Raw genomic sequence first — 16300 nt, forward strand, 5'->3', positions numbered from 1 at the left:
TGATGGACCCGTGCACGACTCCGGATCCACCCCCATGCCGTCCGACCCGACACCCTCCCCCGCCGTCAACGCCTGGACGATCGACACCGACGCACTCTCCTACTACGTGGCCGCCTCCGCCGCCCGGACGATGGTCTCGCCCGGCCGCACCGACGGGTACGGCATCGCCATCGCCACCTCCTTCATGACCCCGCCGCTCGTGGTCCTCGTGGACGACCCCGTCACGCAGGCCGCCGAGGCCGTCACCCGCGCGAACTGGGACACCGACGAGGACGACGAGGAGTGGGAGGTCGTCGTCATCGAGGAGTGGGACTGGGACGACGATGAGGACGACCTCGACGAGTAGGCCGACCCTGTCCGGGCGGCCCTGAACCGCACTCTCGACACGAGACTCGCCCCTGAGCCGCAGTCGCCCCTTTCATCGAGATTGCGGTTGGGGCCCCAACCGCAATCTCGGCGACGACGAACCGCAATCTCGACGTGCACCAACCGCAATCTCGACGAAGAGTTGGTCGGTCAGGTCGTTGAGCGACCCGCCGCGAAGATGCGGGTGACCGTCGCCGACGCACGGCGGATGTTCGCCCCGCCCTCGGCGAGCGCCGTCGGCAGGTCGGTCACGCCCGGCACGATCGGCACGAGCGCGGTGACCCCGTGCTCGAGCAGGACGCTCGCGTCGTCGGCGACCCGACCGGCGAGCACCACGCACGGCACCCCGGCGCGGGCGGCCACGGCGGCCACCCCGGCGGGCGTCTTGCCGGACAGCGTCTGCGCGTCGACCGACCCCTCGCCGGTGAGCACGAGGTCCGCCCCGGCCACGGCGGCCTCGAGCCCGACGGTGTCGACGACGAGCTCGACGCCCGGCCGCATCGTCGCCCCGAGGAACCCGATGAGGGCGTAGCCCAGCCCTCCGGCGGCACCGGCGCCGGGCACGCCCGCAGCCCCGCCCTCGCCCTCGTGCCCCGCGACCCGCGCCACCCGGGCGAGGATCTCGTCGAGCTCGGCAACCAGCTCCGGCGTCGCGCCCTTCTGCGGGCCGAACACGGCGCTCGCGCCGGCCTCACCCAGCAGCGGGTTGCTCACGTCGCACGCGGCCTGCACCTGGACGTCTGCCAGGCGCGGGTCGAGCCCGGACAGGTCGATCTCGGCCAGCCGCGCCAGCTCGCGCGGGGTGGTGCCGATCTCGGCCCCGGCCTCGTCGAGGAACCGCGCCCCGAGGACGCGGAGCATGCCGGCGCCGGCGTCGTTGGTCGCGGAGCCGCCGAGGCCCACGACGATCTCGCCCGCCCCCTCGTCCAGCGCCGCCCGGACGAGCTCGCCGACCCCCGTGGAGTCGGCGCCCATGATGTCCCGCTCGCCGGGGTCGATCATCCCGAGCCCGACGGCGGTCGCCACCTCGAGCACGGCCCGCCGCCCGGCGATCGCGACCTGCCCGGTGGCCTCGCGTCCGAGCGCGTCGCGCACGGGGACGTCGATCGTGCGGGCCCCGAGCGCGGCGGCGACGGACTCGGTGAAGCCCTCCCCGCCGTCGGACATCGGCAGCTCGCGCACCTCGGCGTCCGGCACGGCGTCGCGGATCCCGGCGGCCATGGCGGCGGCCGCGTCGGCGGCGTCGATCGACTCCTTGAACGAGTCGGGGGCGACGATCACGAGCATGCGGGAACTCCTTCGTCCGGGCAGGGGCGCCTCATGGCCCGCTCAGCCTACGGCGCCGCCGAAGAGCAGGCCGAGGATGTACGTCACCGCGGCCGCCCCGTACCCGATCGCGAGCTGGCGCAGCGCGCGCGGCAGCGGCGCGGAGCCGGAGAGGATGCCGACCACGGCGCCGGTCATCAGCAGCGCGACGCCGACGAGCGCGCTCGCCACCGCGACGGCCGCGAGGCCGGTCATGCCGAACAGGTAGGGCAGCACGGGGATGATCGCGCCGGAGGCGAAGAACAGGAAGCTCGACGACGCCGCCTGCCAGGCGGTCCCGACCTCCTCGTAGGCGGCCTCGGCCGGCCGGGGCTCGTCCTCCGCCGCGCCGGCGGCCGGCTGGTGCGCGTGGGCGGCGATGACGGCGCGGGCGTGCGCGTCGGCCTCCTCGGCGGACATGCCGCGGGCGCGGTAGAGCAGGGAGAGCTCGTTGGCGTCGACGTCGAGCGCCGGGACCACGTGGGCGCTGCGGGTGCTCGGCGTGGAGGACTCGAGGAGCTCGCGCTGGCTGCGCACCGAGACGTACTCGCCGGCGCCCATCGACAGCGCCCCCGCGAGCAGGCCGGAGATCCCGGTCGCGAGCACCACGGAGGTACTCACGCCGGTGGCGCCGATCCCGAGGACGAGCGCGAGGTTGGAGACCAGGCCATCGTTGGCGCCGAACACCGCGGCCCGGAACGTGCCGGACATCCGGGCCCGGCCGCGGGCGGCGAGCGCCCGGACCACCTCGCCGTGGACGCGCTCGTCGGCGGCCATCCGCTCGGTCGCGTCGGCGTCGTCGTCGTAGTTCGCCCTCAGCTCAGCGCGCTGGGCGAGGGCGAGGACGAACACCGACCCGAAGCTGCGCGCGAGCCACGCGAGCAGGCGGCTGCGCATCGAGGCGCGGCCGGGCCGCTCGGCATGGGGCCCGAGCAGGTCGAGCCAGTGCTGCTCGTGGCGCTTCTCGGCCTCGGCGAGCCCGAGGAGGATCTCGCGCTCCTCGCCGGTCTTCCGTTCGGCCAGGTTCCGGTAGGTCGCGCCCTCGGCACGCTCCTCGGCGAGGTTGTTTCGCCAACGGCGGATCCGGGCCGGGTCCGGCGCCTGGGCGGGCACGTCGGGACGGGACATGGTCATCACGATCACCCATTGTGCTCCCGACGCGCCGGACACCTGTTGCGGGTCCGCACGAAGGGTGATGGGCTGGCTCACATGGCCAACACACCTGACAAGATCGTGTACACCGCCACCGCCACCAGCACCGGTGGCCGCACGGGGACCGGCGTCTCCGAGGACCCCCATCTCGAGCTCACCTTCACCTCGCCCAAGGACATGGGCGGCTCCGGCGAGGGGACCAACCCCGAGCAGCTCTTCGCCCTCGGCTACGGCGCCTGCTTCACCGGCGCGCTGGGCCTGGCCGGCAAGGAGAAGAACGTCGACGTCTCCGAGGCCACCGTCCGCACCAAGGTCGGCTTCGGCCCCGAGGGCGAGTCGTTCGCCCTCACCGTCGACCACGAGGTGCACATCCCCGGCCTCGGCATCGACGAGGCGCAGACCATCGTCGACCGCACCCACGAGCTGTGCCCCTACTCCAAGGCCACCCGGGGCAACGTCCCCGTGACGGTCACCGCCGTCGACTCGCTCTGACGCACCACCGTTGAAGGAAGGCCCCGCCATGTCCGTCCAGGTCGAACGGCACGAGATCGTCGGCACCGGACCGGACGGCGGGGCCTTCCCCAACAACACCTACCTGGTCGGTGACGAGCGCGAGGTCCTCGTCGTCGACCCCGCCCACGACGCCGACGCCGTGCGCGCCTGCGTCGGCGACCGGCGCGTGGTGGGCCTCGTCCTCACGCACGGCCACTGGGACCACGTCGGTCCCGCCCCCGAGCTCGCCCGCGAGTGGGGTGTCGAGCCGCTGCTCCACCTCGCCGACCGGTTCCTCTGGGAGGGCTCGCACCCCGACGTGGCCACAGGCGACCTCGCCGACCACCTGGTCCTCGACGTCGCGGGCTCGCAGGTCACCGTGGCGCACACGCCCGGCCACACGCCCGGCGCCTGCTCGTTCCTCGTGCCCGACGCCGCCACCGTGCTCACCGGCGACACGCTCTTCCCCGGCGGCCCGGGCGCCACCCGCTGGGACTACAGCGACTTCGACCAGATCATCACCTCGATCCGCAAGCGACTCCTCACCCTCGACCTGGCGTGGACGGTCGCGCCCGGGCACGGCGAGCCGACCACGGTGGGCGCCGAGGCCCCCGCGCTCGACTCATGGGAGGCGCGCGGCTGGTAGCCGTGCCTTTTTCATCGAAACTGCGGTTGGTGCACGCCGAGACTGGGCGGTTTCAATCGGTTGTTGCAACGTGCGCCTTGGGAGGGTGTACGGATGGCTGGGAAGAGATTGACACTTGAGGAGCGGGCGAAGATCGAGGCGCTGTTCGGTCAGCGATTGACGTTCCCGCAGATCGCTGAGCGGATCGGTCGTCACCGGACCACGGTGTGGCGCGAGGTCACTCGCAATAACTCCTACCGGGGCGCTCACCTGGACACACCCGGGACGCGTTCCCCGGCGGGACGCCGGCAGGCCAATCCCGCCGGTCGTGGTGGCGCCTACCGGTGGGCGTACTCGTGCCGGAACGCGCAGCGCAGGGCCGACAAGCGGGCCCGCAGGCCCAGGCCCGGCAAGTTGACCGGCGATCGCCGCCGCGGGGTGACCTCGGGTCGCGGCCGGCTATGGCCCCTGGTGCGGGACAAGCTCGAACAGCGGTGGTCTCCGCAGCAGATCGCACACTGGCTTCGTCAGGAGTATCCCGACCGGCCGGAGCGATGGGTGTCCCACGAGACGATCTACCAAGCGATCTACTACCAAGCTCGTGGCGGGCTGCGCAGCGAGATCGCACGCCAGGTCGCACTCCGTACCGGGCGGACCAGGCGGCGCCCCCAGTCCCGCCTCGCGCGGGCGGCACACTCGGGCAAGGCCTGGACCCATGGCCTGAACATCAGCACCCGGCCGGCCGAGGTCGAAGACCGGGCCGTGCCCGGGCACTGGGAAGGTGACCTGATCATCGGTGCGCGTAGCGCGTCGGCGATCATCACCCTGGTCGAGCGTTCCACGCGGTACGTCATGCTCGGCGCTCTACCGGAGAGCAGGGTCTCCGAGCAGGTGATCGACGTGCTGATCGAGACGATGGGCCGCCTGCCGGCCGAGCTGGCCGCGACTCTGACCTGGGATCAGGGCGCTGAGATGGCCAAGCACGCCCACTTCACGCTGGCGACAGACTGCCGGGTCTTCTTCTGCGACCCGCACTCGCCCTGGCAGCGAGGCTCGAACGAGAACACCAACGGCCTGCTGCGGCAGTACTTTCCCCGCTCGAGTACCGACTTCCGCACCTACGCCCAGCGCGACCTCGACGCCGTCGCCCGCGAACTCAACACACGACCACGCATGACACTGGGCTGGCAGACTCCAGCGAAACGACTCAACGACCTACTCGTTGCAACAACCACTTGAAACCGCCCTGCGGTGGGGAGCCGCACAACCCGTCGAGATTGCGGTTCGTCGTCGCCGAGATTGCGGTTGGGGCCCCAACCGCAATCTCGATGAGCGGGCGCGGCGCCACCCCGGCTGGTCGAGCGGGGGTTCGTGCACCAACCGCAGTTTCGATGAATGCGCTCGAGAGTGCGGATCAGAGGTCGGACCTGTCACCGGGTCGGCTCACAGCCACGGTCCGACGACGAACGGCGCTGTTCGTCGTCGTGCCCCGGTTGTAGGTTGGATCACATGTCCTCGGGAGCGCGGTCCATCGACAACACGGTGAGCGACGAGAAGGTGCGCGAGGCGACGGGCCGCCCGCGCGAGGAGTGGTTCGCGCTCCTCGACGCCGAGGACGCCGCCACCTGGGACCACACCCGCATCGCGACGTGGCTGCGCGAGGAGCACGACGTCGACGGGTGGTGGGCGCAGGGCGTGACCGTCGCGTACGAGCAGGCGCGCGGCCTGCGCGAACCCGGGCAGCGGCGCGACGGGGGCTGGGAGGCGTCGGCGTCGAAGACGCTGTACGTCACGGCCGATGACCTGTGGCCCTACCTCGCCGAGAAGTCGCTGCGGAACGACTGGATGGAGAAGCACCTCGAGGTCACGGGGCAGACCGAGCCGACGTCGGTGCGCTTCGCCGACGGCGACGAGCGGGTCACCCTGCGCATCGACCGGCTCGAGCCGAGCGCCGACGGCCGGCACCGGGTGCGCTTGTCCGTCCAGCACACGGGGCTCGCGTCGGGCGACGCGATCCCCGAGCTCAAGTCGACCTGGAAGACGGCGTTCGCCCGTCTCGCGGACCTGCTCTCGGCCGCCTGAGGGGCGCCTGATCGTCAGCCGAGCCGCCCCTGCCAGGCGCCGGCGAGCGACGCGAGCTCGAACCCGACGGCGTGGTTGACGTCGAGCATGTGCCGGTTCTCGAACGCGTTCCACGTGTGGATCCGCTCGACCGCGGGGAACTGCTCGAGCAGGGCGAGCTGGTTGGCGAGCTTGACCACGGTCCCGAGGCGGCGGCCGCGGTGCTCCTTCATCACGAGCGTCTCGTCCTGCCACGCGGCGGGCCGGCCGATCGGGATCGACAGCTTGGTAAAGGCGACGAGCACGCCGGTGGTCGTGTCGCGCACCGCGGAGTGCAGGAAGGTGCGCCCGCCGGACACCAGCCGCGCGGCCTCGGTGGTCCGCACGCGGTCCGCGTCCCAGGCCTCCTCCTCCCACTCGAGCCCGCCGAGCGGCACGTCGGTGCTCATCCGGCGCATGAGCTCGGCGACGTGGGCGAGCTCGGCCTCCGGGGTCGCGCCCGCCCAGGTGACGATCTCGTCCGTGGGCGCCATCCGGGCGCGCGCGGCCTCCAGCAGGTCGCGCCAGTTGTCGGCCCGACCCGCCAGGTGGACGACCGAGTGGCGCTCGATCTGCTCGAGAACGAGCCCGCGGTCGATCGCGAAGCGGGCCGGCAGGTCGCGGGCGATCGCCCCCTCGCTCTTCGTCGGGCGCAGGGGTTCCTCGCCGTCGACCGGCGCCTCGTGGTCCACCCACGCCTGGGCGGTGGTGCGGCCGTCCGCCCGGGCGATCGTCGTCCCCGCCCGCCACAGCGCGTCCCCGATCCCGCGGCGCCGGTGCGGGGCGCGGACGTAGACCTCCACGCCGCACGAGGTGGTGTTGTCGAGCAGGTCGAGGTCGAGGGCGAGGTACCCGACGACGTCGTCCGTCCCCGGCCCGGGGTCCTCGGCGCCGGCGGCCACCGCAGCGGGTGTCGCGGTCGCGCCGTCCGCGGCCAGCCGGTCGGCGGCCGGCCCCGTGGCGGCGACGATCCCCACCCGGAGGACCGAGGTCTGGTCGGCGTACGTCCGCAGGCGGGTACCGGGGTCGCCGAGCAGGTCCGTGTCGCCGAGCCGCTCGAGGAGGTACTCGCCGTCGATCTCGGTCAGGGCGCGGAAGGCGGCCGACGGCGCGGCGCCGGCGTCGAGCTCCTCGGCCGCGGGCGCCGCGAGGTGGAACAGGTGGACGTCCGCGGGCAGCCCCGCCGGCCGCTCGACCGTCACACGTGCGTCGGTGGAAGTCATGCGGGAAGGATGGCGCCGGCGGGCGCGCGCCCGCACGCGATTTTTCCCCCGACGACGCCGCCACCGCGTTCGCACCCACCGCCTCGGCGGCCCGACCCCGTCTCGTCGTCGAGAGTGCGGCTCAGTGCCGCGCAAAGGTCATCCGCTCACTCGCCAGATCTGCGGCCGGACGCTCAGCCGACCGGCTCGACCCGCACGACAAGTGCGCGGTGCGTGGCCCGTCCGACGTCGAAGACCGCGCCCTCGGCGACCCGGTAGCTGGCCTCGTCGACGAGGATGCGGTCGATCGGCGAGCCGAAGAACCACGGGATGTTCGCGGGCCACGTGGCCACGCCGCCGAGGCCGGCCTCCTGGGCGCCGTCGACGCAGCGGCCGAGGTCCCGGGCGGGCGCGTGGTCGACGGTCGCGTTGAGCCCGCCGGCCACGACGACCGGGCCGGAGCCGGTGCGGCACCAGGTCAGCGCCTGCTCGACCTCCTGGCGCCACACGTCCATCTCGTCCGGCCGGGGCGCGGTCGGGTGGACGGCGACGATCGTCGGCCCGACCCCGGAGACGGGGCGCAGGGCGAATGCCTCGGCGGTCGGCTCGGCGTCGACAGGGACGTAGCCGCCGAGGGAGTCGGCGAGCAGGACGGCCGTGGCGCCCCGGTCCTCGGTGGCGGACCCCGCCCCGTAGGCGGTGAACGGGTGCCCGGACTCGGTGAGCTCGGCGGCGAGCGCCGTCGCGTTCTCCTCGAGCATCTCGGGCAGGACGACGACATCGACGCCCTGGTCGACGATCGGTGCGGAGAGGTCGGACGGCTCGACGTCGCCCTCCTCCATGTTGACCGTGAGGATCGTCAGGGCGGCGTCGGGCGCGGCGGCCGTGTCGTCGGTGCGGCTGATCTCCGTGGCCGCCGACGTGCCACGGTCGAACATGATCGCGAGGTGGCCGATCGCGACGACCACGAGGATGCCGCCGAGCACCATGATCGCCGTGCCCGCCTGGATGAGCTGGCGCCGCACGAGTCCGATGCCGACGAACAGGACCCCGATCACCGCGAGGGTGAGGACGAGCCAGCCCTTGAGCGCGACCACCTGGGCGATCGGTGCGATCCCGGAGAGCCCCTCAAGGGGAGGGACGATCCGCCCGGGCAGCTCGGGATCAAGCGTGAGGGCGGCGAGGAGCCCGATCACCGCGACGACGATCCAGATGACGATGCGCACGGGGTCAGTGTCCCGTACCCGCGCGCGGGGGTCCGCAGGAACGGGGTCTCGAACCGGTCACGCGCCCCTCCCCCGTCGTCGAGATTGCGGTTCGTCGTCGTCGAGATTGCGGTTGGGAGTCGCCACAGTTGTCGAGATTGCGGTTCGTCGTCGTCGAGATTGCGGTTGGGAGCCGCCACGGTGGTCGAACGCGCGGTTCGTCGTCGTCGGGGGTGGTGGTCGTTGTCGTACCCGGATATCGGGTTCAGCGCGACCGGGCGTCCGAACCTTCGCCGCCCGGCACGCGCGGCACGCTGGTCTCCGCGGCGGTGACGAGCCGCACCTCGACCACCACGGCCCGGTGGTCCGACCCGCCGACCTCGTCCACCGTGCCGGAGACCCCGCGCAGCCCTCCCGCCACGAGGACGTGGTCGATCGCGGCGCCGGCCCAGGTCGGCCAGGAGGTCGGCCACGTGGCGATCCCCCCGATCCCGGCGTCGACGCCCGCGGCGTGGCAGCGGCCGCCCGGGTCGTCGATGCCGACCAGCGTGCCGTGGTCGAGCGTCATGTTGAGGTCGCCGGCGATGACGGTGGGCCGCGCTGCCCGCTGGCAGGTACCGAGGATCGCGAGGTTCTCCTGGCGCCAGGCCGCCATGTTGCCGCTCACGGGCGGGATCGGGTGGGCGGCGACGAGGGCGGGCTGGTCGGGGTCGTCGCTGACCGGGTCGAGGTGGACGCGCCCGAACCCGCCGGTGGTCGCGCCGGTCAGCTGCTCGTACGGCCCGAGCGCGTCCGCCACCACCAGGGAGGTCGACCCGATGGGGCCGGACCCGTCGGTGTAGGACGTGAAGCCCTCACCGAGGCGCTGCTCGAGTCCGTCGCTGATCCGCACGGCCAGCTCGGCGGGCGTCTCGGGCAGGGCGAGGACGTCGGCGCCGGTGGCCACAGCGTGCGCGACGACGTCGGACGGCGAGCTCGCCCCGCCGAGCGTGTTGAGCGTGAGGACGGTGAAGGAGTCCGCGGTCGGCGGGTCGTCCGAGACCGGTCCGAGCCCGCCGGACGTGCCCCGATCGGCGAGCGCCAGCCCGTGCGCGACGCCGGAGAGCGCCGTGACGACGCCGCCCACCAGCACCACGGTCACCGCGGTGGTCATGCGCGCGGTCCGGCGCCGGGCCCCGGGTTCGTCCGCCGAGTTCACCCGCAGCCGACGACTTCTGGCGTGGACGACGAGCCCCGCCGCGAGCGCGATCGCCAGACCGAGCCCCACGAGGACGGCGGCGAGGACGCCCTTGAGCGCGACCACCTGCGCCACCGGGATCCGCTCGCTCAGCCACAGGGGGCGCAGCGAGTACAGGCTCGCGAGCGCGACGAGCACCGCCGCGACCACGGCAATCACCCTCGCCCCCCTGCGCATACCTTCCATCGTCGGTCACGGCACCGTGGTCGAGCCACCCCCGGGCGGGGAGTCCGACCCGGGGTAGCGGTCCCCGTTCCCGGGGTTGGCGTCGAGAGTGCGGCTGAGCGGCGGGGGGTTCGTCGTCGAAGAGTCGGTTTCCCGCCGAGAGTGCGGCTCAGCCTGCGTGCGGCTCAGCGCCGAGGAGTCGGTCAACGCACCGGGGAGTCGGTTCCCCGCCGAGGAGTCGGTCAACGCACCGAGACGTCGGGCGGCGGGGGTCCTCTCGACACACAAACCGACTGTTCGACACACCAACCCTCTGTTCGGCACACAGACAGACTGTTCGACACGGATCCCGCTCACTCGGCGCACACAGCTTGCCCCCGACGAGCCCCGTGCGCCCCTCGTCACCCGATTCCCGGTGCATCCTGGTGGCCCGATGCCGAAGAATGGACGCCCGTGACCTCCGCCGACCCCGATCCGCGCACCCCCGACCAGGGGGAGCAGCAGCGGCGCGGCAACGACGGCCCCACCCGGAACGGAGCCGGCACCACGCGCTCAAGCCGCAGCCGAAACGGCGGCAGCAACGGCAACGGGGGCACCGACACGAGCTCCGGCAGCGACACCATGGCCTCCCGCTCCACCGGCAACCGAGGCCGGACCCGCAACCGCGGCAACCGCCGCAACCGAGGAGCCGCCCGCGGCGCCGACCGGGTCGCCCGCGGCCCCCGCCCCCTCACGCCGGAGCAGATCGAGGCCAGGCGCGCAGCCGTCCCCGTGATCAGCTATCCCGAGGAGCTCCCGGTCGCGGAGCGCCGCTTCGAGATCGCGGCGGCGATCGCGAGCCACCAGGTCGTCGTGGTCGCGGGCGAGACCGGATCCGGCAAGACCACCCAGCTGCCGAAGATCTGCCTCGACCTCGGCCGCGGCGTCGAGGGCATGATCGGCCACACCCAGCCCCGCCGGCTCGCCGCGCGGTCCGTCGCGGAGCGGATCGCGTCCGAGCTCGACGTCGAGATGGGCAAGCAGGTCGGCTACCAGGTCCGGTTCACCGACGAGGTCTCGGCGACGACCCTGGTCAAGTTGATGACCGACGGCATCCTGCTCGCCGAGATCCAGCGCGACCCGCTCCTGCGCCGCTACGACACGATCATCGTCGACGAGGCCCACGAGCGGTCCCTCAACATCGACTTCCTCCTCGGCTACCTCGCCCAGCTCCTCCCCCGCCGCCCCGACCTCAAGCTCGTCATCACCTCCGCCACGATCGACTCCGAGCGGTTCGCCGAGCACTTCGGCAAGGCTGCGGGCATGGCCGGCCCGGCGCCGGTCGTCGAGGTCACGGGCCGCACCTACCCGGTCGATGTCCGCTACCGCCCGCTCGTCGCGGACACGGAGGACGAGACCGACAACGCCCACGACGACGAACGGCCCGACGACGAACCCCCCGCCCGGCGCCCCGACTCCTCGGCGGCCGGCCGCAACGCGCCCGCAACCCGCACCACCCCCACGAACCGGAACGCCTCCACCGGCCACGACGAGCCGATCGACCAGGTCACCGGCATCCTCGAGGCCTACGACGAGCTCGAGGCCGAGGGACCGGGCGACATCCTCGTCTTCCTCTCCGGCGAGCGCGAGATCCGGGACACCCACGTGGCGTTCGCCGAGCACCTGGGCGAGCGCTACCTCGCACCGGGCGGCCGCTCGACGGTGCCGGGCGCCGTCGAGATCCTCCCGCTCTACGCGCGCCTGACCGCCGCCGAGCAGCACCGCGTGTTCGCCCCGCACCAGACCCGGCGCGTCGTGCTCGCCACCAACGTCGCCGAGACGTCGCTGACCGTGCCGGGGATCCATTACGTCATCGACCCGGGCACCGCGCGCATCTCCCGGTACTCCACGCGCACCAAGGTCCAGCGACTGCCGATCGAGCCGATCTCGCGGGCGAGCGCCGCCCAGCGCTCGGGGCGCTCGGGCCGCGTGGCGGACGGCGTCGCGATCCGCCTGTACTCGCGCCGCGACTTCGAGAACCGACCCGAGTTCACCGAGCCGGAGATCCTCCGCACCTCGCTGGCCTCGGTCATCCTCCAGATGGCGGCGCTCGGGCTCGGCGACGTCGCGCAGTTCCCGTTCGTCGACCCGCCGGACACGAAGGCGGTGCGCGACGGCGTCCAGCAGCTCGAGGAGATCGGCGCCCTCGAGCCCGGCTCGACCGAGCTCACCCGCGTCGGCCGGGACCTCGCACGCCTGCCGGTCGACCCCCGGCTCGGCCGCATGCTGCTCGAGGCCGAACGGCTCGGCTGCGCGGCGGAGGTGATGATCGTCGTCGCGGCCCTGTCCGTCCAGGACGTGCGCGAGCGGCCGGTCGAGAAGCAGACCCAGGCGGACGCCAAGCACCGCCGGTTCGCCGACGACACCTCGGACTTCCTCGCCTACCTCAACCTGTGGCGCTACCTGCGCACCCTCCAGCGCGACCTGTCCGGCTCGGCCTTCCGACGCACCGTCAAGGGCGAGTACCTCAACTACCTGCGCATCCGCGAGTGGCAGGACGTGGTCACCCAGCTCCGCCAGCTGGCCAAGCCCCTCGGCCTGCACCTCAAGCCGCTCGCGCTCCCGCCGGCCGCCGACGTCGACACCCCGGACACCGACCTCGTCGCCTCCACCGTCGCCGCGCTCGGCCGCAGCTCGGACGCCGCAAGCGCCGACTCCGTCCACCAGGCCCTGCTCACCGGCCTGCTGTCCAACCTCGGGTCCTACGACGAGCGCAAGCGCGACTACGCCGGCGCCCGCGGCACCCGGTTCGTCGTGTGGCCGGGATCGGGGCTGTCGAAGAAGACCTACGCGTGGGTGATGGCCGCCGAGCTCGTCGAGACGTCGCGCCTGTTCGCGCGCACGGTCGCGCGGATCAACCCCGACTGGGTCGAGCGTGCGGCGGAGCACCTCCTGCGCCGCACGTACTCCGAGCCCTACTGGTCCACGCGCAACGGGGCCGCGATGGTCAAGGAGCGCGTCCTGCTCTACGGCATGACGCTGGCCGCCGACCGCCCCGCCCTGCTCGGGAAGCTGGGCGACCAGCAGATCGGCGACACCACCGCCGCCGAGCTGGCCCGCGAGATGTTCATCCGCCACGCCCTGGTCGAGGGGCAGTGGCGCACGCACCACCGGTTCGTCGCGGACAACGCCGCGGTCGTCGAGGAGGCCAAGGAGGTCGAGGCCCGCCTGCGCACGCGCGGCGTGGTCGGCGACGAGGACACCCTGTTCGCCTTCTACGACGAGCGGGTCGGCGCCGAGGCCGTCTCCGCCCGCCACTTCGACACGTGGTGGAAGCGCACCAAGCGCGAGCAGCCGGACCTGCTCACGCTCACCCTCGCCGACCTCGTCCCGGAGAACCCGGTGACCGAGGCCGACCAGCCCTCGACCTGGCGGCAGGGCGACCTCACCCTCCCCCTCTCCTACGACTTCACGCCCGGTGCCTGGGCCGACGGCATCACCGCCACGGTCCCGGTCGAGGTGCTCGGCCGCCTGCGCCCCGAGGGATTCGACTGGCTCGTGCCCAGCTACCTGGACGAGCTCGCCGTCGCGACGATCCGGGCCCTGCCCAAGCGGGTGCGGCGCGAGCTCGTGCCGGCGCCCGACGTCGCCCGCGCCGTCCTCGCCGCGATGCCCGGCTGGCACGAGGCCGTCGCCGCCGCGCCCGGGGACGCCGAGGCCAGGGGCGGCTGGGTCGACCCGACCACCGTGCCGGCCTGGCAGGACGCATTCGCGAGCGCCGTGCGCGAGGTCCGCGGGGTCGAGATCGACGAGGCCGCCTGGCGCGAGTCCGCCGAGCTGCCCGGTCACCTGCGGATGAAGTTCCGCGTCGTCTCCGCCAAGGGGGCCGTGCTCGGCGAGGGCGACTCGCTGCTCTCCCTCCAGCGGGAGCTCGCCCCCGCCGTCGAGTCCGCGGTCGCCTCCGCGGTCCGCGGCGCCGTCGCGGTGGCCATGGCCGAGGCCGGCCACCCGGGCGCGGACGGACCTCGCGGCTCGCGTCGCGGCCGGAAGGGCCGAGGAACGGGGCCCGACGCCGGAGGCTCGCCCGGGCGGTCCGGCGGCGGCCCGGGGACGAACGACCGGGGCGACGACGCCGGCTCCGCCGGCGGCGGTGCCGGCTCGCGCGGAGCAGGTGCCGGGCGAGGTGACGCCGGCCGAGGCGGACCCGGTGCACCCGGGGCGAGCTCCGGCGTCGAGCAGGAGAAGCTGACCGGCTGGCCCGAGGTGAGCGGCGGGACGATCCCGGCGAGCGTCGAGACGCTCGGCCCGGCCGGACTCGTGGTCCGCGGCTACCCGGCGCTGGTCGAGGAGCGGACCGACGTGGCGCTGCGGGTGCTGCCCGACGCCGCCGCCCAGGTCCGCGCCCACCGCCGCGGCGTGCGCCGGCTCGCCCTCGCGGCGACCGCACTGGCCGAGCAGCGCGTCTCCACCCGGTGGACCGGCGCCGACGCGCTCGCCCTCGCCACCTCCCCCTACCCGAGCACCGGCGCGCTCGTGGCGGACCTCCAGCTCGCCGCCGCCACGGAGATCGTCGACGACTGGTGCGCCGAGCACGTGACCGGCGGCGCCGGGATGCTGCGGGAGAAGTCCCAGTTCGACGCCCTGGTCGCGCACGTGCGCACCCGGCTCGAGGACCGGGTGGCCGAGCTGGCGGGGATCGTCGTGCGGATCATGAACGCCTGGCGCGAGCTGCAGGCCACGATCAAGGACTCGAACAGCATCCACCTGCTCGGGGCGGTGACGGACGTGCGCGCGGCGGTCGGGGAGCTCGTGTTCGACGGCTTCGTCTCGGCCACCGGGCCCGCCCACCTCGTGCACGTGGCGCGGTACCTCACGGCCGCGCAGCGCCGGCTCGAGCGGGCGGCGCAGAACGTCCATGCCGACGACGCGGCCGCCTGGCAGGTCCAGGAGATGGTCGACGAGCTCGCGACCGCGCGGCAGCGGGCCGGCGACGACATCGGGGCGCTCACCAGGCTCGACGAGGTCCGGTGGCTGATCGAGGAGCTGCGGGTCTCCCTGTTCGCGCAGCAGCTCGGCACGCCGGTCAAGGTCTCGACGACCCGGGTGCGCAAGGCGATCGCGGCGGCCCTCGCGGGCTAGCCCGTCCTCTGGTCGAGAGTGCGGCGTAGCGGACGCGGCGTGGTTCGTCGTCGTGCAGGGTCTTGCGGCCGGGGGGGCGGACTGACAAGGATCTGAGCAGGCGCACCCCCGAGCGCCGACGCAGGGGGATCGACGAGGAAGGCCCCACCCATGTCCTCCCCGCTCCGACGCACCGTGCCTCTCGTCGCGCTCGCCCTCGCCCTGGCCGGGTGCGGCGGATCGACCGAGGACGACGGATCCGCGAGTCCGCCCGCCGAGGCGCCGCCCGACGACGCCGACCCCGCCGGGGACGACACGGGGAACGGAGCCGACGCCGGCTCGCCGGACGCCGTGGAGTCCGCCTCCGGCGAGGCGGCGAGCGACGGTGCGGCCACGGGCGAGGCCCTCCCCGCCGACGGATCGGGCGCCGACGAGCCGACCGACGCGCCCGCCACGGAGGAGCCCGGGGCTTCGATCCGCGACGTCGACCTCGCCGCGCAGTCGTGGCGGCAGGCACTGACCGGGGAGTCCGTGGTGCCCGCCGAGGGCGACGGGCTGCGCCAGTTCACCGTGTCGGACGCGGTCGCCTACGCCGACGTCGACGGGGACGGGCACGAGGACGCCGCCGCGTCGCTGCAGGTCCTCGACGGCAACGCGTACGAGGAGACCTGGTACGTCTGGCGCTGGGACCCCGAGTCGCAGGCGGCGGTGCAGGTGGAGAGCCCGATCGCCCGGCAGTCGGGCTGCGGCGACGACGTCCTCTCGGTCACCGGCGAGGGGGAGGTGTTCGTCGTCGTCGAGGAGCTTCGACCGGCAGGCAGCGCTGCACCCTGTGTCGATGGCGGGACCATCCCGGTGACCCGGCAGGTGACGCTCGAGGACGGCTGGCCGGTGCTCGCCGGCGGCATGTCCGGGGAGGGCGGGATCTGCCCGCAGGTCGAGTACGCGGGCGACGAGATGTGGCCCGCGGGCGACGTCGAGATCCACGCCGCGCCGACCGACGGCTCCGCGCCGATCGGGGAGCCCGCCCCCGACTGGTGGATGGAGGTCGACGTGTCCGGCCACCACTTCCTGTGGCGCCCGAACTGGATGCTCGTCCACCTGATGTACGACGAGCAGCCCGCGGCGCTCGCCGGCATGCCGGGGTACTTCCCGTGCGCCTGGGCGTACATCGAGGACGACCAGCGGCCCGTGCCGCACGCCCCGTACGTGCCGTAGTCACGGGCGGCCGTGGCCGCGGTGATCGGTGCGGACGCGCAGGCGCCGGCAGCACCGCGCGGCGGGGCACGAGGGGTTCGTCGTCGTGCAAGGTTGTGCGTCCTCGCCCCGGACCTGCGGCGACGTCCCACGCCGG

At 73.7% G+C, this 16300-nt stretch carries 12 protein-coding genes; 7 read left to right on the top strand and 5 right to left on the bottom strand.

All coding sequences use genetic code 11. The features are described from left to right. Nucleotides 1-10 precede the first annotated feature (10 nt). Entirely contained in the window at nt 11-346 is a 336-nt protein-coding gene (locus AC24FB_RS06970; protein WP_425715907.1) for a hypothetical protein, read from the top strand. A gap of 170 nt (nt 347-516) precedes the next feature. Here AC24FB_RS06970 and AC24FB_RS06975 read toward each other — a convergent pair whose 3' ends face one another. Then, nucleotides 517-1653, bottom strand: a complete 1137-nt coding sequence (locus AC24FB_RS06975; protein ID WP_425715906.1) for a glycerate kinase family protein — start codon at nt 1651-1653, stop codon at nt 517-519. A gap of 42 nt (nt 1654-1695) precedes the next feature. After that, nucleotides 1696-2805 (bottom strand): VIT1/CCC1 transporter family protein, encoded by a 1110-nt coding sequence (locus AC24FB_RS06980; protein WP_487561428.1) that lies wholly within the window; start codon nt 2803-2805, stop codon nt 1696-1698. A 75-nt stretch (nt 2806-2880) separates the two neighbouring features. Here AC24FB_RS06980 and AC24FB_RS06985 point away from each other — a divergent pair, with 75 nt between their 5' ends. The 4 genes from AC24FB_RS06985 to AC24FB_RS07000 all read left to right on the top strand — a co-directional run bounded on the left by AC24FB_RS06985 (nt 2881) and on the right by AC24FB_RS07000 (nt 6022). Further along, complete coding sequence (locus AC24FB_RS06985; RefSeq protein WP_425715904.1) at nt 2881-3315, top strand: Ohr family peroxiredoxin; 435 nt, start codon at nt 2881-2883, stop codon at nt 3313-3315. Nucleotides 3316-3343: 28 nt separating this feature from the next. After that, the gene (locus tag AC24FB_RS06990; protein WP_425715903.1) at nt 3344-3961 is read left to right on the top strand and encodes an MBL fold metallo-hydrolase; all 618 of its coding nucleotides are present in this window, start codon (nt 3344-3346) and stop codon (nt 3959-3961) included. Between the two features lie 93 nt (nt 3962-4054). Next, nucleotides 4055-5179 carry an IS30 family transposase gene (locus AC24FB_RS06995; protein WP_425713196.1) on the top strand — a complete coding sequence of 375 codons (1125 nt, stop codon included), beginning with the start codon at nt 4055-4057 and terminating at the stop codon, nt 5177-5179. A gap of 270 nt (nt 5180-5449) precedes the next feature. Continuing rightward, complete coding sequence (locus AC24FB_RS07000; RefSeq protein ID WP_425715716.1) at nt 5450-6022, top strand: DUF4287 domain-containing protein; 573 nt, start codon at nt 5450-5452, stop codon at nt 6020-6022. 14 nt (nt 6023-6036) lie between these two features. Here AC24FB_RS07000 and AC24FB_RS07005 read toward each other — a convergent pair whose 3' ends face one another. From AC24FB_RS07005 to AC24FB_RS07015, 3 genes are all read right to left on the bottom strand, one after another. Continuing rightward, nucleotides 6037-7263, bottom strand: a complete 1227-nt coding sequence (locus AC24FB_RS07005) for a GNAT family N-acetyltransferase (RefSeq protein ID WP_425715715.1) — start codon at nt 7261-7263, stop codon at nt 6037-6039. A 173-nt stretch (nt 7264-7436) separates the two neighbouring features. Next, nucleotides 7437-8468 (bottom strand): endonuclease/exonuclease/phosphatase family protein, encoded by a 1032-nt coding sequence (locus tag AC24FB_RS07010; RefSeq protein WP_425715714.1) that lies wholly within the window; start codon nt 8466-8468, stop codon nt 7437-7439. Between the two features lie 244 nt (nt 8469-8712). Then, nucleotides 8713-9861 (bottom strand): endonuclease/exonuclease/phosphatase family protein, encoded by a 1149-nt coding sequence (locus tag AC24FB_RS07015; protein WP_425715713.1) that lies wholly within the window; start codon nt 9859-9861, stop codon nt 8713-8715. A gap of 609 nt (nt 9862-10470) precedes the next feature. Here AC24FB_RS07015 and AC24FB_RS07020 point away from each other — a divergent pair. Further along, nucleotides 10471-14967, top strand: a complete 4497-nt coding sequence (locus tag AC24FB_RS07020) for a DUF3418 domain-containing protein (RefSeq protein WP_487561431.1) — start codon at nt 10471-10473, stop codon at nt 14965-14967. Nucleotides 14968-15117: 150 nt separating this feature from the next. Then, entirely contained in the window at nt 15118-16164 is a 1047-nt protein-coding gene (locus tag AC24FB_RS07025; protein ID WP_425715711.1) for a hypothetical protein, read from the top strand. Nucleotides 16165-16300 lie beyond the last annotated feature (136 nt).

It is taken from the genome of Georgenia sp. Z1344, assembly GCF_057652375.1.

What these genes read in the sequence shown, in the direction of transcription:
- AC24FB_RS06975 (WP_425715906.1), bottom strand. Translation starts at nt 1,653, where the DNA reads ATGCTCGTGATCGTCGCCCCCGACTCGTTCAAGGAGTCGATCGACGCC.
- AC24FB_RS06980 (WP_487561428.1), bottom strand. Translation starts at nt 2,805, where the DNA reads ATGACCATGTCCCGTCCCGACGTGCCCGCCCAGGCGCCGGACCCGGCC.
- AC24FB_RS06985 (WP_425715904.1), top strand. Translation starts at nt 2,881, where the DNA reads ATGGCCAACACACCTGACAAGATCGTGTACACCGCCACCGCCACCAGC.
- AC24FB_RS06990 (WP_425715903.1), top strand. Translation starts at nt 3,344, where the DNA reads ATGTCCGTCCAGGTCGAACGGCACGAGATCGTCGGCACCGGACCGGAC.
- AC24FB_RS06995 (WP_425713196.1), top strand. Translation starts at nt 4,055, where the DNA reads ATGGCTGGGAAGAGATTGACACTTGAGGAGCGGGCGAAGATCGAGGCG.
- AC24FB_RS07000 (WP_425715716.1), top strand. Translation starts at nt 5,450, where the DNA reads ATGTCCTCGGGAGCGCGGTCCATCGACAACACGGTGAGCGACGAGAAG.
- AC24FB_RS07005 (WP_425715715.1), bottom strand. Translation starts at nt 7,263, where the DNA reads ATGACTTCCACCGACGCACGTGTGACGGTCGAGCGGCCGGCGGGGCTG.
- AC24FB_RS07015 (WP_425715713.1), bottom strand. Translation starts at nt 9,861, where the DNA reads ATGCGCAGGGGGGCGAGGGTGATTGCCGTGGTCGCGGCGGTGCTCGTC.
- AC24FB_RS07020 (WP_487561431.1), top strand. Translation starts at nt 10,471, where the DNA reads ATGGCCTCCCGCTCCACCGGCAACCGAGGCCGGACCCGCAACCGCGGC.
- AC24FB_RS07025 (WP_425715711.1), top strand. Translation starts at nt 15,118, where the DNA reads ATGTCCTCCCCGCTCCGACGCACCGTGCCTCTCGTCGCGCTCGCCCTC.